17 protein-coding genes are annotated in these 20,578 nt (G+C 40.7%); 12 read left to right on the top strand and 5 right to left on the bottom strand.

What is annotated here, in order from left to right; all coding sequences use genetic code 11:
- The first annotated feature begins 25 nt into the window (after window positions 1-25).
- Genes PR809_RS04755 through PR809_RS04765 form a run of 3 tightly spaced genes read left to right on the top strand, consistent with a single transcriptional unit; the run spans window position 26 to window position 2,910 of the window.
- Window positions 26-1,255: a M24 family metallopeptidase gene (locus PR809_RS04755; RefSeq protein WP_181490111.1), complete on the top strand. Its 1,230-nt coding sequence runs from the start codon at window positions 26-28 to the stop codon at window positions 1,253-1,255.
- Between the two features lie 18 nt (window positions 1,256-1,273).
- Window positions 1,274-1,471 carry a DUF3311 domain-containing protein gene (locus tag PR809_RS04760; protein ID WP_102137630.1) on the top strand — a complete coding sequence of 66 codons (198 nt, stop codon included), beginning with the start codon at window positions 1,274-1,276 and terminating at the stop codon, window positions 1,469-1,471.
- A complete protein-coding gene (locus PR809_RS04765) occupies window positions 1,468-2,910 on the top strand; it encodes a sodium:solute symporter family protein (protein WP_206276493.1) in 1,443 nt (480 codons plus the stop codon). Before PR809_RS04760 ends, PR809_RS04765 begins: the two co-directional genes overlap by 4 nt.
- A 48-nt stretch (window positions 2,911-2,958) precedes the next feature.
- Here the strand turns inward: PR809_RS04765 and PR809_RS04770 are convergent, their stop codons facing one another.
- From PR809_RS04770 to ackA, 3 genes are all read right to left on the bottom strand, one after another.
- On the bottom strand, window positions 2,959-3,609 hold the full coding sequence (locus PR809_RS04770) for a DUF3313 domain-containing protein (RefSeq protein WP_102137632.1): 651 nt from the start codon (window positions 3,607-3,609) through the stop codon (window positions 2,959-2,961).
- A gap of 196 nt (window positions 3,610-3,805) precedes the next feature.
- Window positions 3,806-5,935, bottom strand: coding sequence for a phosphate acetyltransferase (gene pta / locus PR809_RS04775; protein ID WP_181490151.1), 2,130 nt, complete (start codon window positions 5,933-5,935; stop codon window positions 3,806-3,808).
- Between the two features lie 87 nt (window positions 5,936-6,022).
- Window positions 6,023-7,225, bottom strand: coding sequence for an acetate kinase (gene ackA / locus PR809_RS04780; RefSeq protein WP_102137634.1), 1,203 nt, complete (start codon window positions 7,223-7,225; stop codon window positions 6,023-6,025).
- A 594-nt stretch (window positions 7,226-7,819) separates the two neighbouring features.
- Between ackA and yfbV the strand changes: the two genes are divergently transcribed.
- The 5 genes from yfbV to PR809_RS04805 all read left to right on the top strand — a co-directional run bounded on the left by yfbV (window position 7,820) and on the right by PR809_RS04805 (window position 12,481).
- Window positions 7,820-8,275, top strand: a complete 456-nt coding sequence (gene yfbV / locus PR809_RS04785) for a terminus macrodomain insulation protein YfbV (RefSeq protein WP_102137635.1) — start codon at window positions 7,820-7,822, stop codon at window positions 8,273-8,275.
- Window positions 8,276-8,414: 139 nt separating this feature from the next.
- Window positions 8,415-8,909, top strand: coding sequence for a YfbU family protein (locus PR809_RS04790; RefSeq protein WP_102137636.1), 495 nt, complete (start codon window positions 8,415-8,417; stop codon window positions 8,907-8,909).
- Window positions 8,910-9,302: 393 nt separating this feature from the next.
- Complete coding sequence (locus tag PR809_RS04795; protein WP_166264563.1) at window positions 9,303-9,977, top strand: sugar phosphatase; 675 nt, start codon at window positions 9,303-9,305, stop codon at window positions 9,975-9,977.
- Window positions 9,978-10,065: 88 nt separating this feature from the next.
- Window positions 10,066-11,898 (top strand): SLC13 family permease, encoded by a 1,833-nt coding sequence (locus PR809_RS04800; RefSeq protein WP_102137638.1) that lies wholly within the window; start codon window positions 10,066-10,068, stop codon window positions 11,896-11,898.
- Between the two features lie 166 nt (window positions 11,899-12,064).
- Complete coding sequence (locus PR809_RS04805) at window positions 12,065-12,481, top strand: hypothetical protein (protein ID WP_241098707.1); 417 nt, start codon at window positions 12,065-12,067, stop codon at window positions 12,479-12,481.
- A 50-nt stretch (window positions 12,482-12,531) separates the two neighbouring features.
- Here PR809_RS04805 and yfbR read toward each other — a convergent pair whose 3' ends face one another.
- Window positions 12,532-13,113, bottom strand: a complete 582-nt coding sequence (gene yfbR / locus PR809_RS04810; RefSeq protein WP_102137639.1) for a 5'-deoxynucleotidase — start codon at window positions 13,111-13,113, stop codon at window positions 12,532-12,534.
- 407 nt (window positions 13,114-13,520) lie between these two features.
- On the bottom strand, window positions 13,521-14,735 hold the full coding sequence (locus PR809_RS04815; RefSeq protein ID WP_206276263.1) for a pyridoxal phosphate-dependent aminotransferase: 1,215 nt from the start codon (window positions 14,733-14,735) through the stop codon (window positions 13,521-13,523).
- A gap of 790 nt (window positions 14,736-15,525) precedes the next feature.
- Here PR809_RS04815 and PR809_RS04820 point away from each other — a divergent pair.
- The 4 genes from PR809_RS04820 (at window position 15,526) to nuoC (ending at window position 20,577) form a co-directional block, all read left to right on the top strand.
- On the top strand, window positions 15,526-16,449 hold the full coding sequence (locus tag PR809_RS04820; RefSeq protein ID WP_272524456.1) for a LysR family transcriptional regulator: 924 nt from the start codon (window positions 15,526-15,528) through the stop codon (window positions 16,447-16,449).
- A 1,114-nt stretch (window positions 16,450-17,563) separates the two neighbouring features.
- Window positions 17,564-18,007 (top strand): NADH-quinone oxidoreductase subunit A, encoded by a 444-nt coding sequence (locus PR809_RS04825; protein ID WP_004259806.1) that lies wholly within the window; start codon window positions 17,564-17,566, stop codon window positions 18,005-18,007.
- Between the two features lie 18 nt (window positions 18,008-18,025).
- Entirely contained in the window at window positions 18,026-18,700 is a 675-nt protein-coding gene (locus PR809_RS04830) for a NuoB/complex I 20 kDa subunit family protein (RefSeq protein ID WP_004912254.1), read from the top strand.
- A 74-nt stretch (window positions 18,701-18,774) separates the two neighbouring features.
- Window positions 18,775-20,577: an NADH-quinone oxidoreductase subunit C/D gene (nuoC, locus tag PR809_RS04835; RefSeq protein ID WP_375373114.1), complete on the top strand. Its 1,803-nt coding sequence runs from the start codon at window positions 18,775-18,777 to the stop codon at window positions 20,575-20,577.
- Window position 20,578: the final 1 nt, after the last annotated feature.

Consider the following 20,578-nt stretch of genomic DNA (forward strand, 5'->3'; position numbering starts at 1 on the left):
ACGCTTCGAGAGAATAAAAATGATAATGAATAAACAGAATACTTTTTTGAAACAACAACACCTTGAGAACGTAACCCACAAAGCTCGTGAGATTATGGAGCGTGAAGGGATTGAAGCATTAATCGCAACAGTGGGTGATAATTTCTATCACTTAACCGGTTTTGCGAGCTTCTTTATGTATACTTTCAGGCAAACAGGCTCTGCGATCGCGGTTATTTTTCGTGATCCCTCTATTGAATCATTGGTTATTATGAATGAATTTGAAGCGGCGAATTTGTCACTTCAAATGCCTAATGCAAAGATTAAAACATTTCCAATTTGGGTGGATGTAGACGACCCTTACAATCCAGAAAATGGCAAAGTAATGAAGGCAAGGCCAATTAATAGCCCAATAGAAACGATTTTTAATATACTTAAAGAGGCGTTGTCAGATGCAGGCGTTTATGGAAAACCGGTTGCGATTGAATTAAACCAAATTACACATACTGGAAAAGTATGGCTGGATAAGGTTATCCCTGGGCTAAATTTGGTTGACTCTTCACCGTTATTTAATGAATTACGCATGATTAAAAGTGAGTGGGAAATCGCTCACCTCAGAAAGTCTGCACAAATTACAGAAGCTGGTATTGCTGCTGCGAGTAAATTAATTAGAGTTGGCTGTACTTCAGCAGAATTAACCGCAGCTTTTAAAGCGAAAGTGATGGAATTCCCTGAAACGAACTATAGCCGCTTCAATTTAATTTCAGTTGGCAGTGATTTTTCACCCAAAATGATCCCAGATGACCAGCCAGCAAAAGAAGGTGATTTAATTAAATTTGACTGTGGTGTTGATGTAGCAGGCTATGGCGCTGATATTGCACGCACATTTGTGGTTGGTAAACCGAATGAAAAAGTCGCTGCTATTTATCAAACCATCTTAAAAGGTCATCAATATATGTTAAGCCGAGTTGCACCCGGTGTCGCATTGAGTGATGTTTTTAATGAAACAATGGCACTGATCCGTTCCTCGGGATTGCCTTATTATAACCGTGGGCACTTAGGCCATGGGGATGGCGTGTTTGTCGGGTTAGAAGAAGCCCCTTTTGTGAGTGCTGCGACGACAGAAGTCTTTCGAGCTGGGATGGTCATGAGTTTAGAAACGCCATATTACGGGATTGGTGTGGGCGGCATTATGATTGAAGATATGCTACTCATCACTGAAGATGGTGTTGAAATGCTAAGTCATCTGCCCCGTGAATTGGTCTCTTTAGGGTAATGGAATAAGGAATTTTCTATGAAGTGGTATCATTATTTAGTTATTTTCCCAATTCTAGCATTAACCGTGGGCATTTATTTCGTTAACCAAGTAGAGCCTTTTGTGATGGGCTTGCCATTTTTAATGTTTTGGATTGTGGCATGGGTGATTATTACAGCTTTAGTGATGTTACTAATCAATGTATTAGATAATAAAAATACTAAGGAAACATCATGAGTTCCTCATTAATTATCATCACTGCATTTTTCTTTTTTAGTATTTATTTAGCTATCCGCGCTAAAAAAGGAAAAACGATGGATCACGAAGGATGGTCTGTCGGTGGGCGTAGTTACGGCGCACTGCTGGTTTTCTTATTAAGTGCAGGAGAAATATATACCACATTTACCTTCCTCGGTGGGAGCGGCTGGGCTTACGGAAAAGGCCCTGCAATCCTATATACCTTAGCAGTCAATGCGTTTATGGGGATCTTTTTATATTGGGTACACCCAAGAGTATGGCGCTTCGCAAAAGATAATGATGTCAGAACGATTTCTGAGTTATTTACCAAGAAATATCAAAGCCCGGGGTTAGGGTTATTAATTAGCTTAATTTCTATTGCTGCGATGGTGCCTTTATTTGTTTTGCAGCTCAAAGGATTAGGCATTATTGTTTCTCAAGCGTCTTATGGTGCAATTCCAGCTGATATTGCCATTTGGATTGGAATTATCGCAGTGACGTTGTTTGTGATGATTTCAGGTATTCATGGCTCAGCTTGGACATCAGCTCTGAAAGATCTAATGATTTTAATTGTGGTGGTGTTTATCGGTATTTATATCCCACTTCATTATTACGGTAGCTTTGGAGAGATGTTTAAAGCGATAGATACGGCAATGCCAAACTTTTTAACCTTCTCCGAAACAGGGCTTAATATTCCTTGGTATATTTCGACAATATTCTTATCTGTGGTTGCCTATTTCTGTTGGCCACACTATATGGCCGCAGTGTTTACCGCAAAAGATGAGAAATCTCTGAAACGTAATAGTATTTTGATCCCAGCTTACAGCTTGATTATGCTATTTGCTTTTTTTGTCGGCTATGCGTCTATATTGCAAATTCCGCATCTTGAAGGGGCCGCGGTGGATTTATCGCTGTTTGAGATATCTAAAAGCACCTTCTCACCTATTGTTGTCGGTTTTATTGGCGCTGCGGGTATGCTAACGGCATTAGTTCCAGGATCGATGTTGTTGTTAACCACCTCCAATATGTTAGCAGGCGTTGTGCAAAAAGCGATGGGTGTGAGTGAAGAAAAACGTCAGTCAGGTGTTTATGCACGCTTTATGGTGCCTGTTGTTGCGTTAGTCAGCTTGTATTTTATTTTCCACAGTAACGATACTCTCGTAGCGATTATGTTACTCGGCGTGAATATTGTTGCACAGTTTTTCCCTGCTTTATTGATGAGCTTTAAACAACAAAACCCAATGACACCAGCAGGTGCTATTTGTGGGATTTCTGCGGGAGTTTTATTCCTTGCGGTAACCTATATCGAGAAAATTTCGTTAGCACAATTGTTCCCTTGGTTAGGGGAAAGTTTAAGTTTCATGAATATCGGTATTGCGGCATTTATTCTGAATATTATTGTTGCTGTAGTGGTTTCATTATTTACGCGTAAAAGATAGTCTATTAAATTACGGATGGTAATTTTATTTACCATCCGTAATGACATATTATGCATTTGGAACAACTTCATCCGCGATAATATCAACAGCGTCCTTTAAGTCTTCTAAGGTTATCACCTGTTCAGTATTACTTAATTGGTTCCCACTGTTTTTCCTAATGGCTTCATATAAAGGCAACCCAGTTTGTGAGTCAGTGACTTTCCATTCAAAATAAATATTCGTGTCAGCATCTCGGCTTCCTACTGCAAGTTGGGTTCCTGCTATCACTAACATAACAGGTAAAACTTCATAGGGTTTGAGTTCTTCAGCAGTTGCGCTAACAGAGGTAATGACACCTGCAAATTGTAATGTATTAGGCCCTGGTGTTTGGGTTAATTCAAAGTGCTTTTCTAGTTCTTTTTTGACCTGTTGATTCGTGTAATTAAGTAGAACCGTTGCGAATTTTTCATTTATTTTATTGTGTTCATTAAGCGGTTTAAATTTTATAGGGGTAAAAATAAGCTTATTTTTTTGAGTTGTATTTAGTTGGTCTGAATGCCATGCTTTGATTATATTGCCAGACGGTGTTTTAACTTCAGATAAACGGTCATAGTTACTCAAAAAATTTGATTGTTCTGTTGAGGAAGGAAGGCGGCTAGAACAAGATGCTAGGAATAAAGTACCGATTATGATTATAAGATTTTTAGTTAGGTGATTCATATTATTACCATTGCTATGATGCGACACAAAAAATTAGTGCGAATGCTATCATCTGTAAATTTGATATAGTTAATAAAAAATGCGACTAATAAACTAGATGATAGTTTTATGGTAATTAATTTGTTTATTTGTGCTTATTGGTTTCAAATATAAAAAAAGCGCTCAACTGAGCGCTTTTTTACATCATAGAGATGAATTATGCGTTTTCGTTTTGTACGGCTTGGATTGCAGTTAATGCAACCGTATAAACGATGTCATCAACTAATGCACCACGAGACAAGTCATTGACAGGCTTACGCATACCTTGCAGCATTGGACCAATAGACACTAAGTCAGCAGAACGTTGTACTGCTTTATAAGTGGTATTACCGGTATTCAAGTCAGGGAAGATAAATACGGTCGCTTTACCTGCAACTGGCGAATTAGGAGCTTTAGATTTAGCAACGTCAGCCATCACTGCCGCATCATATTGTAATGGGCCATCGATGATTAAGTCTGGGCGTTTCTCTTTCGCTAAACGTGTTGCTTCACGCACTTTCTCAACGTCACTACCTGCACCTGAATCACCAGTAGAATAAGAGATCATCGCAACGCGTGGGTCAATACCGAACGCTTTTGCGGAATCAGCAGATTGGATAGCGATTTCTGATAATTGCTCTGCAGTTGGATCTGGATTGATAGCGCAGTCACCATAAACAAACACTTGCTCAGGTAATAGCATAAAGAAAACAGAAGAAACTAATGAGCTGCCCGGTGCTGTTTTAATTAATTGTAGCGGTGGACGAATAGTATTTGCCGTCGTATGAACTGCACCAGAAACTAGGCCATCAACTTCGCCTTTTTCCAGCATTAATGTCCCTAATACGACGTTATCTTCTAATTGCTCGCGAGCAACAACCTCAGTCATTCCTTTGCTCTTACGTAATTCAACGAGGCGAGCAACGTACTCTTCACGTACTTTAACTGGGTCGACAATTTCAATGCCAGTGCCGAGCTCAATACCTTGCGCTGCCGCAACGCGACGAATGTCTTCTGGGTTACCTAACAGTACACAAGTTGCGATGCCGCGCTCTGCACAGATAGATGCAGCTTTAACGGTACGTGGCTCGTCGCCTTCAGGAAGAACGATACGTTTGCCAGCTTTACGCGCTAATTCAGTTAACTGATAACGGAAAGCAGGTGGTGAGAGGCGGTTAGGGCGCTCAGAGTCTGCAACCAGTGATTCGATCCAATCGCTACTAATATGACGAGCCACGTAGTTTTGAATTTTTTCAATACGTTCGTGGTCATCTGCAGGGACTTCTAAGCTAAAGCTTTGCAGATTCAGTGATGTTTGCCATGTATTGCTTTTCACCATAAACACCGGCAGGCCTGTTTCGAACGCTTGTTCACACAGTTGGCGAATAGGCGGGTCAATGTTGTAGCCACCCGTTAGTAGAACCGCACCGATTTCAACACCATTCATTGCCGCTAGTGATGCAGAAACTAACACATCAGGGCGATCTGCGGAGGTCACTAATAGTGAGCCAGGGCGGAAGTGCTCAAGCATGTGAGGGATGCTACGTGCGCAGAAAGTCACAGATTTAACGCGACGGGTTTTGATTTCACCTTCGTTAACAACTTCTGCACCTAAGTGCCTTGCCATGTCCATAGCACGAGTGGCAATTAAATCAAAGTTCCATGGAATGGATGCAAGTACAGGTAAATTCAGCGCAGAAAGTTGCTTGGTATCGAGGTTAGCCACTGTCGCTTTAGTTGAATCATCAAAGATTTCAGACAGATCAGGGCGAGTACGGCCTTGCTCATCAACAGGCGCATTCACCTTGTTGATAATAACACCGATAATATTTTTATTACGTTGGCCGCCGAATTCGTTGCGTACTAACTCTAAACGTTCTTGCATTTGCGTAATGGAGCTATTGCCTGGTGCAGTGACAAAAACAATCTCTGCGCCTAATGTTTTGGCAATTTCATAGTTTAATGATTGAGCAAATGAATGTTTACGTGTTGGCACTAAACCTTCAATTAAAATCACTTCCGCATTTTTTGTGTGGTCATGATAGCGAGCGACGATTTCTTCCATTAACACATCTTTTTTGGAAGAGGTCAGTAGCGATTCAACGTATTCCATTGTTAAGGGTTCAACAATGGTAGTAATACTTGAATGAGAGCGCAGGACTTCAGTGGTTTGGTCTTTGTTGCCAGAGACGCGTGGCTGTGCGATAGGTTTGAAAACGCTTAATTGAACACCTTTTTGTTCCATTGAGCGAACGACACCTAGGCTAACGCTAGTTAAGCCAACGCTGGTGCCAGTAGGTATTAACATAATTGTACGGGACACGGGAACCTCTTTATTTCGGTTACTCTAATGACAAAACGATACCGCCAGCATGTTGCTGGCGGTAGAAGTTGCTTATGCGGTTAAACGCGCAGTATCTTGGGCGATAACCAACTCTTCATTGGTTGCGATAACCAGAGCAGGGCGGCTGTTATCGGTGGTGATTAAACCTTCTTTACCGAAGCGTGCTGCTAAGTTACGCTCATGGTCATATTCGAAACCAAGGATAGCCAGTTTCTTCAAAGTAATTTCACGAACTTGCGCTGAGTTTTCACCAATACCACCTGTGAAGATGATAGCGTCAAGACGGCCTTCCATCAGTGCACTGTATGCACCAACGTATTTAGCTAAACGATGGCAGAAAACATCCATTGCGCGAGTGGCATCTTCTTTAGTGCCGTAGTTGTCTTCAACGTAGCGGCAGTCGCTAGTTACGCCAGTTAAACCTAATAAACCAGACTCTTTGGTCAGCATTTTGTTGATTTGATCAACGCTCATGCCTAAAGAATCATGTAAATGGAAAATAATTGCAGGGTCGATATCACCACTACGAGTTCCCATTACCAGACCTTCTAATGGCGTTAAGCCCATTGACGTATCTACACATTTACCATTAACAATAGCAGTAACAGAACCACCGTTGCCTAAGTGGCAAGTGATAACGTTTAGATCATCAACAGATTTGTTGAGTTTTTTCGCGGCTTCACGGGAAACATAGTAATGGCTTGTACCGTGCGCACCATAACGGCGGATACTATGCTCTGAATATAATTCGTATGGCAATGCATACAGATAAGCTTCCTGCGGCATGGTCTGATGGAATGCGGTATCAAAGACAGCGACATTCTTGTTGATCAGATGCGGGAAAGATTTTCTTGCTTCTTCAATACCGATAAGGTGAGCAGGGTTATGTAATGGCGCGAATGGAATAGCCGCTTCGATGCCTTCAATCACTTCGTCTGTAATTAATACAGAAGAGGTGAATTTCTCACCACCATGAACAATACGGTGGCCAATGGAGGTGATTTGCTCTGATAGCTCAGGTTTTTCAGCAAGAATAGTGTTAACAATGAAATCCAATGCTTCGCTATGCGCTGCACCAGCACCTAAAGGCGCTTCTTTCTTAGCACCATCCATTTTCCACTTAATACGGGCTTCCGGGAGGTTAAAGCACTCAGCTAATCCAGATAAAAATTCATCGCCATTAGTTGGGTCGATGATGGCGAATTTCAGTGAGGAGCTACCGCAGTTTAGAACCAGTACCAGCTTACTTGACATGGAAATACCTATCGTTAATTGTTGTTGTGAAGCCTTTTAAACAACATGAAAAGACTCAGATTAAAAATATACTGCTAAAGCCTAGCGTATTTATGACCTGAAACATCATGATTGATATCATGTTAAAGGCGAAAAAGTTAAAGATCGTGAGACCTTTATGGGGTTGATAAAACAGGCGCTATTCTTTCCAGCAAAGGGTTATAAAAGTAAACCTTTGCATCTAGTGTTGAAATAACGACCAATAACCCCAATATATAACTGTTGTCTATCTTCCGTTTTGAAGATGGATAAAGCTAAAAAGTAACAAATGCAACAGCAATTCTAAATGCGGTAGATTCTACTAAAATTATTTTATATTTTATACGTTTTTTTTAAAAATAGGGGCTTTGATTGATTAAAATCATAAGTGACGTATAAAGTGGTGTTATAGCACAGGGTTACATTGCTATTAGAATAGCTGATATTTAGTAAAATGACTTAACTTAAGGTAAATGTAATGAAATAATTTCGTTATCTTAAATGTGCTATCATTTTACCATCGTGCAATCTATAAATTATTGCCTCAGTTTTTAAGAAGTCGATAGGAAACGTTTCATGAGTACATTACAAAGTACACCGCCCGGTTTTTTTAAACGCTTTAGATTAGGTAACCACTATCTGAAGACTTTTCCTATGGAGAAAAAACTGTCGCCAATCTTCCCCGAAATTCGCATTAACAAGGCTGTTCGCTTTGGTATTCGTTTTATGCCACCCATTGCAATTTTCACATTAGCATGGCAAATCGCATTAGGTGGGCAACTTGGTCCCGCCATTGCAACGGCACTGTTTGCCTGTAGTTTGCCAATGCAAGGTTTATGGTGGTTAGGAAAACGTGCTGCGACGCCTCTGCCATCGAGCTTGTTGAGCTGGTTTCACGAGATCCGTGATAAATTTACCGAAGCGGGTATTGTCATGGCACCGATTGAACAGCAACCCGATTATATGGCGTTAGCTGATTTACTAAAACGTGCGTTTAAGCAGCTGGATCGTTCCTTTTTGGAAGATATCTAAGAGATGATTTCCATTAAAAGGTAGATTTAACAATAAGTAATGCAAAAAACGTGTTTAGATCAATAAAAGCGATGTTTTCACTGTCTATGATTGATGTTGAATGCGAAGATAAGCCATACTTTTTAGTGGGAGAACCATGATGGAAATGACTAACGCACAACGCTTGATCTTATCTAATCAATATAAAATGATGACCATGCTTGACCCCGATAATGCAGAACGTTATCGCCGCTTACAAACCATTATTGAACGTGGTTTCGGTTTACAAATGCGTGAGTTAGACAGAGACTTTGGCCATTTAAGTGAAGACACCTGCCGTACTGTTATTGATATCATGGAAATGTACCATGCACTGCAAGTCTCTTATAGCAACATGGCTAATAAAGAAGACATTGATGGCCGCCGTGTGCAATTTTTGGGCTTTGATGCGGCAACAGAAGCGCGTTATCTGAGCTATGTTCGTTTTATGGTCAATACAGAAGGGCGTTATACCCACTTTGACAGTGGAACGCATGGGTTTAACTCACAAACACCAATGTGGGAAAAATATAATCGTATGTTAGCGATTTGGCATGCATGTCCAAGGCAGTATCATTTATCAGCAGTAGAGATATCCCAAATCTTCAACGCTTAGTACTCATCATTCTTCGCGCTGTAGTGTTGTTGACTACATTCAGCTACTCGGGTTACATACTTTTGTATGTTCCCCGAGATATCTTTTCTAGTCGCTTAGCTACAGCGTGAATATTTAGAGCAATCTCGTCATACTTCACTTTATCGCCTAGAGACAAGGCAAATTATTTAGAGTAAATGGGATTAATAGGTATAAAATTTCAACTTCAAATTAACATTTCTTTCCTGTTTTAACTCTCTAGTGCATTCAAATCTAAGTCTTAGGCTCAATTCTTAATTATTTTTAATATTGAGGTTGCGTATATATGCCTATTTAGCGTTAACTAGTGGGCTAGAATCGATTCAACTTTTTATGTTATGCGAATTGCACAATTAAAGGGTAAAGGGGGGAGATGTGAAGTTAAAGGCAAAAGGGTTTCTATTTGATTTAGATGGCACATTGGCGGATTCGCTGGCAGTTGTTGAGCGTTGCTGGTGTAAATTTGGTGAGCGAATAGGAAAAAGCCCTGAAGAAATTATTAACTTTATTCATGGAAAGCCAGCATTAACCAGTTTGCGTCACTTTTTACCTGAGGCGAGTGATGAAGAAATTATGGGTTATTTTCGCTGGTTAGAAAAAATGGAAAGTGAAGATACTGAAGGCGTTATTGCTTTACCCGGCGCTATTGCTTTGCTATCGCGTTTAAATGAAATTGGCGCGCCGTGGGCGATTGTCACCTCTGGTACTGTACCAATTGCCCATGGCCGTCAACAAGCGGCAGGGTTACCAGAGCCTAAACATTGGATAACATTTGAAAAAGTGTCCAAAGGTAAGCCAGATCCAGAACCGTTTTTACTTGGGGCACAAGCACTTTCTCTTCCTACAAAATCCTGCATTGCCTTTGAAGATGCGCAGGCAGGCATCCATTCTGCATTAACAGCAGGCTGCCAAGTGGTCGCAGTCCATGCGCCAGAAGGCATGCCGCGTCGTGATGAAATTCAAGTAATTGTGAGTTCACTGGCACAAATTTCCGTTACGGGGCCTGACAATAATGGTGATTATGAACTTTTCGTGTCTAATTTGACTTAATGGTGATTTAATCAAAGAAATTCTCCGTAAAACATGCTTAACTGAATAAAATTCTTAGCAATGTTTTTTTTCGTCGAAAGGGGATATTTTGAACGGAGAATTGCTGTGGGTCTTGACCCTCCTATTAATTGCGATAGTTTTATTTACCACAAATAAGATCCGTATGGATGTGGTAGCGTTACTTGTCATTGTCGCGTTTGTATTGAGCGATACTTTAACGCTAGAACAAGCTACAGCCGGTTTTGCTGACCCTAACGTCTTGCTAATCGCTGCATTATTTGTCATCGGTGATGGCCTTGTTCGCACAGGGATAGCCTATCAAATGGGAGACTGGCTTGTTCGCGTTGCAGGAAGCAGCGAAAGCAAAATGCTGGTTTTCTTAATGCTCACCGTCGCTGGGTTAGGGGCTTTTATGAGCTCCACTGGGGTGGTAGCTATTTTTATCCCCGTCGTTTTAAGTGTCGCATCACGCATGAAAACGTCCCCTAGCCGGTTAATGATGCCATTAGGCTTCGCTGGGCTAATCAGTGGGATGATGACACTGGTGGCCACGCCACCTAATATGGTGGTGAACAGTGAATTGGTACGAGAAGGGATCAAAGGCTTTCAATTTTTCTCTATTACCCCGATTGGTATTTTAATTTTATTCGCGGGTATCGCCTACATGTGGCTGACAAGGCGCTGGCTAGGCAGTAACGAACCTGATAAACAACCAGTTAAATATCAGCGTACTTTCCGTGATTTAATTCGAGATTACAAGCTGACAGGCAGAGCTCGCCGTCTTGCTATCCGCAAAGGTTCCCCGCTTATTGGCCATACCCTTGATGAACTGCATCTTCGCTCTCGTTACGAAGCTAACGTGGTAGGGATTGAGCGTTGGCGTAAATTCCGTCGTGTGATGGTGAGCGCGACGGGGGGAACGGAGTTACGCGAGCGAGATGTCTTATTAATTGATATTTCTGTGAGTGATGACGACTTACGTCAGTTTTGTAGCGAACAGCTCCTTGAACCCATGATTTTACGAGGTGATTATTTTTCAGAGCAATCACGAGACGTAGGCATGGCTGAAGTATCAATGAACCCAGATTCCGAACTATTGGGTAAATCGTTAAAGGATATTAAATTTCGTACTCGCTATGGTTTGAACGTGGTTGGTATTCGTCGTGATGGCAAGGCATTGGATGGAAAACTAGTTGATGAACCGCTTAGATTAGGGGATATTTTATTAGTCATTGGTGATTGGAAATTAATCCGGGTTTTATCGACTAAGCCACGGAACTTTATTGTCCTGAATCTAGCTGCTGAAGTCGAAGCGGTTGCCCCTGCCGCCTCTCAAGCTCCTCATGCTTTATTTTGCTTGGCACTAATGGTCGCGATGATGGTGACCAATGAAATTCCTAATTTTATTGCGGCGCTGATTGCCTGTTTATTAATGGGAAAATTTCGCTGTATCGACATGGAAAGTGCGTATAAGTCAATTCACTGGCCGAGTATCATATTAATTGTTGGGATGATGCCTTTTGCGCTCGCATTGCAAGAAACGGGCGGGATAGCACTTGCAGTTGATGCCTTGATGAAGATAGCGGGTGGGTTAGGTCCGCACGTCATGCTGCTGTGTTTATTTATCCTTTGCGCTACGATTGGTTTGTTTATTTCTAACACTGCAACAGCGGTATTGATGGCGCCAATTGCCATTGCTGCAGCACGTCAAATGGAGGTTTCTCCGCTGCCATTTGCTATGGTTGTTGGTATTGCTGCATCAGCTGCGTTTATGACCCCTGTTTCATCACCTGTTAACACCTTGGTATTAGGGCCAGGGGGTTATAAATTTTCTGACTTTTTGAAAGTGGGAGTGCCATTCACTATTATTGTGATGTTTATTAGTATTTTGGTCGTACCGGTATTATTTCCCTTTAATTAATTTTTGTTATTTATAATCTCAAAATTACCATCAATAACGAATGAAAAGTAAATCGTTATTGATGGTTTCTATTAAAAAAACGTAAGCGTTAATATTTATTCGTTTTTTCATTTGATAAACTAAATGCTAGCTTATTTCTGACAAATTAATGTGAGGAATATCTAATATGAATAAAGAAACTGTTACACCAGAAAGATATTATTTGGGCTTGGCAACATTTGAAAATTTTTGGGGGGAAGATTTAAGTTCTGTTGTCATTGAACACTATATTAATAACCTTAGTAATAGCAGTGCGAAAAAATACCCTAGGTCACAAACGTTGTCTAATATTGCAAATAAAGCTGTTATGAAAGATATTTTTGCATTTAAATATGAGCTCGGTGTTAATGATTCATATGATTATTGGGTTGTTGAAATAACAACTAAAAGTGGCAAAAAATATCGTACAAAATCGAGTTTTTATTGTTCTATTACCTTCGAAGATAAAGGAAAAATGGTATTGGGGGTTAATGGGGACTCCAAGCGGCTGTATGTGCATTTCCCGTCATCGTCTGACTGTTCTACCGCATTTAACGAAATATAATTAATAACTGCTTATGCAGAGTAGGAATATTTATTATTCCTACTAAAAAATTAATTACTGATTTCATCAAGGGAAAGTTTAAAGCCTGGGACAAATTTTTCCATAAAATAGTTCATTTCAGGGCTTTTTCTTTCTTCTAATATTTTCTCTAGGCGTTTTTTTGCAAGTTTAAATTCACTATTACCTGCGGAAAGTTCCTCTAAACATTTCAAATAAGCACATAGTGAATCAGCTTGTTTAACCAATGAATGTTCTTCAGCAGTTTGTAAATCTTCAATAATTAGCTCACGGAAGTCATCTCGCAGTTCTTCTGGTAGCATTTCGAGTAATTTTTGCTGGGCGAACTTCTCTATTTTTTTATATTCATGAGCAATTTGCTGATTATGATATTTAATCGGAGTTGGTAAATCCCCTGTGATAACTTCGCTCGCATCATGGTACATGGCTAACATAGCTATTCGTTCTGCATTAACCTGACCACCGAATCGACGATTCTTGATGATAGCAAGAGCATGGGCAACCATAGCCACTTGCAAGCTATGTTCCGAAACGTTTTCAGTTCGGACATTACGCATTAACGGCCAACGATGGATTAACTTCATTCTAGCAAGGTGGGCGAAAAAGTAGCTCATAAGTCCTCTTTTATGGTGTCTACAAACAACAAAAATTATAACGGAAATAAAGTGACAGTGATATAAATTTATTGTTTTTTAATTGGTTACTACTTAGAGACTGTATTTTAATGTTATTTTGTCAAATTAAGAGCGTCTTAATAATATTATCTAATTTAGATTATAAATTAACTGATATTTTAATTGTGTTGAATTATGTAATCAAAAAAATATAATGAATATTCAATCCATAAATAAAGAGGCAGTATGAAATATTTTCCATTTATATTATTGGGCTTTTTCCTTGTGGCAATTTATTTTATTTCCATTCTTTGATTATCAGAATAATACAGTCTATTAGTGATGGCTAGATTTAGAATAAAAAAGCCTCCAGAGCTGGAGGCTTTTATTCTATATTTTACCCAATTCTATTGGCGATAACCTTCCAGGAAACGGCCAAATTTATTAATCGCCATTTCAAGGTCGTCAGCATAAGGTAATGTAACAATTCTAAAGTGGTCGGGTTCAGGCCAGTTGAATGCGGTACCCTGAACTAATAGTACTTTTTCTTGTAGTAACAGGTCTAAAATCATTTTCTGGTCGTCATAGATATTAAATCGTTTAATATCTATTTTCGGGAACATGTAAAGAGCACCTTGCGGTTTGACACATGAAACACCCGGTATTTGGTTGATCAATTCCCATGCACGATTACGTTGCTCATATAAGCGGCCACCCGGCTGAATGAATTCGCTAATACTTTGATAGCCGCCCAATGCAGTTTGAATAGCATGTTGCATTGGCACGTTGGCACATAGGCGCATAGAGGCTAGCATTTCTAAGCCTTCAATGTAGCTTTTAGCATGTTTTTTCGGGCCGTTTAATACCATCCAACCTTGGCGGAAGCCAGCGACGCGATACGTTTTCGATAAACCATTAAAGGTGATGGTTAATAAATCAGGGCCGAGGGCGGCAATCGAGTGATGCACAGCATCATCATAAAGAATTTTGTCATAAATTTCATCAGCATAGATAATAAGATTGTGCTGACGAGCCAACTCGACAATTTCCATTAATAGATCTTTGCTGTAGACAGCACCGGTTGGGTTATTTGGGTTGATAACCACAATCCCACGCGTTCTTGGGGTGATCTTTTTGCGAATATCTTCAATATCAGGCATCCAACCTTGCTGCTCATCACACATATAATGAACGGCTTTCCCACCAGAAAGGGAAACTGCAGCAGTCCATAGTGGGTAATCAGGGGCAGGGACTAACATTTCATCGCCATTATTAAGCAGTGCTTGCATCGCTTGGACGATAAGCTCAGATACACCATTACCAATGTAAACATCTTCTACCGTCATTTCGTGAATACCACGAGCTTGGTAGTGCTGGACGATAGCTTTACGTGCAGAATAGAGCCCTTTGGAATCACAATAACCTTGAGAGCTCGGCAGATTACGTAAGACATCGACTAGGATTTCATCTGGGGCTTCAAAGCCAAACGGGGCCGGGTTACCAATATTGAGTTTGAGGACTTTGTTGCCTTCTTCTTCTAGGCGCTTAGCTTCTTTTAATACGGGCCCACGAATGTCATAGCAAACATTATCGAGCTTACTGGATTTAGTTAGATTATTCATAGTTCTCTCATTACCCTAAGGGTTACATTGGTCGAGCCGGCGTTATTCCTTTACTGTACTCTTCCCTCAGAAGCTTTTGAAGATGCAAGGTTATTTTTGGTGTAAAAGGTTGGTTTACGCGTAAATGTAATGTTTGGTATCTTATTATCTTACTTAGGTTAGCTGTCTATTCCAAAAATAGGGCATTAGTTGGATTATAATTTTAACATTCTTTGATGTTTTGGAGTATAAATAGTAAAAAAGCATAAAAATAGTGAAAAAGGAAAAATTGTATCAAAATGTAATATTAAGCATTGAATGGTTAAATCAGACATGTTTTTTTTGCGGTAATGGCCTTTTTTCATAATAATTAGTGTGATTTTGTTAGTAATATTGATTGTTTCGAGGTGTTTTTTTTAACGAAAAGTGCGCCTTAAATTCATAACTCATTGATATTTTTGGGTATAACCAAATAGTGAAATGAGTTTTATAATGTGCTTACATTAAAATAATTGCGATTACATTAAATATGTTACTATTTAGGCGTTTCCAAGAAAGCATGTTTTAGCTTGTTTTTTAAGAAAACATTGCCTTTTTATTAAGATTATTTGATTTTTGGAAGTATGCTATTTGTACACATGCCTTATCGTCAATGAATAATGGACAAGGTGCAAAAAAGTAAAGTAATGAGAAGTTATTGCAGATCTATGGATTAGAAATGCACTCGCTTAGTAGTCGCTATAAACTCGCTGATTCTCATGGAGGAGAGCAGAAACACCAGGTAACATAAAATTATATAAGAGAATGAACGATGATAAATTCCAATCGTCCCATCATGAACCTAGATCTTGATTTGCTACGTACTTTCGTCGCTGTCGCAGATCTTAACACGTTCGCAGCTGCAGCTGCAGCCGTTTGTCGAACACAATCTGCTGTGAGCCAGCAAATGCAGCGCCTAGAGCAATTAGTCGGCCGTGAGCTTTTTGCTCGTCATGGGCGAAATAAACTGCTCACTGCGCATGGATTACAATTGCTTGGCTACGCAAGGAAAATACTTCGCGCCAACGATGATGCAACGGCATCGTTAACCTATAATGACGCGGATGGTGAATTGCGTATTGGTGCATCTGATGACACCGTCGATATCTTATTACCTTTCTTGCTTAATCGTATCGCATCTGTCTATCCAAGAATTGCCGTTGAAGTGCGTATTAAACGGGCACAGTTTATTGAGTCAATGCTCGATAACCATGAGATAGACCTTGCTTTAACAACGGCAAGAATTAGCCACCATCCCAAAACGGCTTTAAGAACTGTGCCTGTTTTGTGGCATAGTGCACCGGATTTTCAATTGCGTTCTAATGAGCCCATTCCATTAGTGGTTATGGACGAAACTAACCCATATCGTAAACTTTGTACTAGTGCTCTTGATGATGCAGGTTTGTCATGGCATGTGGCGTATGAAGCGGCTTCTTTACCTGCTGTCCGTGCAGCCGTAAATGCAGAAGTTGGGGTAACAGCAAGGCCAATGGAAATGCAAAATGCAGATTTACGCATTTTGAGTGAAGCAGATGGGTTGCCTCGTTTACCTGATATTCAGTATTGGTTGTATAAGAATGCAGATGAGCAAAAAGATTTTGTTCTGACTGTATTCGATGCGATTGAAAACAAAAAAATCCCTTATGTTGCAACTCCAGCAAGTGAATTGGTGGATATCAACGAAGAAGGTAATTAATTTAATCGATTCAACTGGTTATCTTAAGCATAATATTTAATCGATTTATTGTACTGACGGCAATTCCAATTATCTTGGGATTGCCGTTTTTTTATATCTTTTTTGTCCGTTTATTACTGAATCACTTGTTTGTGATCAATGTGTTATTGGTCATGTACAAATAAAATCAATGTGTTAATCACAGTCTAAATAACATTCGGGCTGTGGTTGTGATGGCATCATTGGTTGAATGGCTTACGTACGCGTAGGTTAAGCCGTTTGGTGGTAGATGAAAGTGGATTGCTGCTGATGACTGAAACGATTATCTCATACCGTGGAACAAAATTTTCAATATTGGGAAATGGCATCGAGAAATTTGTTCTTGTGGGTGTTTAAATAATCCTCAGTGATATTTTTAATAGGTTATCAAATTCAAGTTTATCAATTTTTTATCGATATCCGCTCATAAAAAAAACAATTAACCACTTAATAAGTATGGTTAAATAGGAAAGACCATGAAATAATTGTGATGTAGCTGGCATAACCTGAATTTCATTGTTTAGTTAACAATTTGTTATGTTGTTAACAATATTTTTTTATTGAATAGATAAAATAGCGCTGGAATGTCAGGTAGTTACTTGAAGTCATGCGTTAAAAAGAGTTACAAAGACTTAAAGTTAAATTGAATGCTATGTAAACAAATTGAGTACTTTTTCAATAAAAGTGTGCGTTAGATCAAATAAAAAGCGCAATTTTTCATCTGTTAAGACAGGTTTTTCCTGAGATAATGGTGTAGTAAAAACGAATAATCAGTTAAACTAGTTTGCGTGTTTACTTGAGTATCATTACACTGACACGTTTTAGCAGATTATGAGTACTTTTTGTTGTTCCGTTGTTTTTGTAGTGTGAAGTTTTTGTAACAAATACGGGTTATTTTACTTAATTTAAGTAAGGTAAATTGTAATGAGAGAGGACAAACCAAACGCAGTCAACAGACTGATTTAAGTTTGGTGATATTTTAGTTTGTGATCAATTTTGGTCTTTCTTCTCGATTAACTGGGCAATTGTGGTGCAATACTGCCGTGATGTAAAAAAGAGCAGTTAACACACCATAAGTAATGAGTAAGCAACGAGTATGTCTACATCAATCCTAGCGTTAGCCCATAACTGGGCGTTTGCGATATTCCTTATCGGCACTATCGGTCTTTGTGCTTTCATGTTGGTCGCGGGTCACTTTTTAGGTAGCCGCGCCAAAGCCAGAACAAAACACGTTCCTTATGAGTCCGGTATCGACTCGGTCGGTAGTGCACGTCTCCGCATGTCCGCTAAGTTTTACTTAGTTGCCATGTTTTTCGTTATCTTCGATGTTGAAGCCATGTTCTTATTTGCATGGTCAGTTGCCATCCGCGAAGCCGGTTGGGTAGGTTTCATCGAAGCCGCGATCTTTATTTTGGTATTGTTGGCGGGACTGTTTTATCTCGTCCGCGTTGGGGCATTGGATTGGACTCCAGTCCGTTCCCGCGGAAAAGTAAAGCATCCTAGTGAAGTTATTAAAATCAGCAATCGTCATCCGCAGTAAAAAGCGAGGCATTATACAATGGATTATACGCTCACCCGCATAGATCCGAACGGTGAGAACGACCGTTACCCACTGCAAACCCAGGAAATCGTAACAGATCCACTGGAGCAGCAAGTTGAAAACAGTGTTTACATGGGGAAACTTTCTCATGCACTTCACGATGTGGTTAACTGGGGGCGCAAAAACTCTCTCTGGCCATATAACTTTGGTCTTTCATGTTGCTATGTAGAAATGGTGACTTCGTTCACGGCTGTTCATGACGTCGCCCGCTTTGGTGCAGAAGTACTGCGTGCTTCACCTCGTCAAGCCGATTTCATGGTAGTTGCAGGTACTTGTTTCACAAAAATGGCACCTGTTATTCAACGTCTGTATGACCAAATGCTTGAACCAAAATGGGTTATTTCCATGGGTTCATGTGCCAACTCTGGTGGCATGTATGACATTTATTCTGTTGTACAAGGCGTCGATAAATTTATTCCTGTGGATGTATATATCCCAGGTTGCCCACCACGCCCAGAAGCCTATATGCAGGCTCTGCTTCTATTGCAAGAATCTATCGGTAAAGAGCGTCGTCCGCTATCTTGGGTCGTTGGAGACCAAGGGGTTTACCGTGCCAATATGCAATCAGAAAGAGAAAGAAAGCATGGTGAACGTATTGCAGTGACAAACCTGCGTACACCAGACGAAATTTAAGGCTTAAAGCCATACAGCGTAACAGAGCAATGTTGTTGCGAAATAATAAACCTGATCAAGCGTTATGGTGAAGAATGATGACAGATCAGATAGCGCAAGCGAGTAGTAACCAGCCAGGATGGCAGACACAGGATCACTTAAACGACCCTGTGCTTCTGGAACTGCGCAATCAATTTGGGCCGGATGCCTTTTCTGTTCAAGCAACTCGCACTGGTATGCCAGTGCTTTGGGTGCGTCGTGAACAGTTACTGGAAGTGGTCGATTTCCTAAAGAAATTACCAAAACCGTATGTCATGTTATTTGACTTACATGGGGTAGATGAACGTCAACGAATTCACCGTCAAGGTCTGCCAGAAGCAGATTTTAGTGTTTTCTATCATATCATCTCCATCGATCGTAACCGCGATATCATGTTAAAAGTCGCTCTTAATGAGAAAGACTTAAACGTGCCTTCTATTGTTTCACTGTTCCCGAATGCGAATTGGCATGAGCGTGAAGTGTGGGACATGTTCGGTATAACGTTCCAAGGTCACCCGAATCTACGCCGCCTTTTAATGTCACCAAGCTGGGAAGGCCACCCACTGCGTAAGGATTACCCTGCGCGTGCGACCGAGTTCGACCCTTTTGTGCTGACTAAGCAGAAACAAGATCTGGAAATGGAAGCTTTGACTTTCAAACCAGAAGAGTGGGGCATGGCACGCGGAAATGAAAACGAAGATTTCATGTTCCTGAACTTGGGGCCAAACCACCCATCCTCACACGGTGCGTTCCGTATCGTACTGCAATTGGATGGCGAAGAAATTATCGACTGCGTACCTGATATCGGCTACCACCACCGTGGCGCTGAAAAAATGGGTGAACGCCAGTCATGGCACAGCTACATTCCTTACACCGACCGTATCGAGTACCTCGGTGGTTGTGTGAATGAAATGCCATATGTGTTGGCCGTTGAAAAATTGGCAGGCATTGAAGTGCCAGATCGCGTCAAAACGATCCGTGTCATGTTGTCTGAGTTATTCCGTATCAACAGCCACTTACTGTACATCAGTACCTATATCCAAGACGTTGGTGCGATGACCCCAGTCTTCTTTGCGTTTACTGACCGTCAAAAAGTCTACAACGTCATTGAAGCGATTACCGGTTTCCGTATGCACCCTGCATGGTTCCGTATAGGTGGTGTCGCTCACGACTTACCACGTGGCTGGGAAAAACTGCTGCGTGAGTTATTAGACTGGCTGCCAAAACGTTTAGAGTCTTATGTCACTTCCGCACTGAAAAACTCCATCTTAAAAGGCCGTTCTATTGGTACCGCAATGTACTCAAAAGAAGAGGCGTTGGCATGGGGGGTGACAGGGGCTGGATTACGTGCAACAGGCGTTGATTTTGACGTGCGTAAATGGCGTCCATATTCAGGCTATGAAAACTTCGAATTTGATATCCCTATCGCGCATAACGGTGACTGTTATGACCGTGTGATGATCAAAGTGGAAGAGATGCGCCAGAGTATCCGTATTCTTGAGCAATGCTATAAGAATATGCCAGAAGGTCCTTTCAAAGCTGACCATCCACTGACAACTCCGCCACCAAAAGAGCGTACGTTGCAGCACATCGAAACCCTGATCAACCACTTCTTACAAGTGTCTTGGGGTCCGGTGATGCCAGCAAATGAGTCATTCCAGATGGTTGAAGCGACGAAGGGGATCAACAGCTACTACTTAACCAGTGATGGCAGCACAATGAGCTACCGCACGCGTATTCGTACGCCGAGCTACGCTCACTTGCAGCAAATTCCTGCGGTTATCAGAGGCAGCTTAGTTTCAGACTTAATCGTCTATCTGGGTAGTATCGATTTTGTAATGTCGGATGTGGATCGCTAAC

Source organism: Providencia sp. PROV201, from assembly GCF_028479545.1.
Classification (GTDB): Bacteria; Pseudomonadota; Gammaproteobacteria; order Enterobacterales; family Enterobacteriaceae; genus Providencia; species Providencia huaxiensis.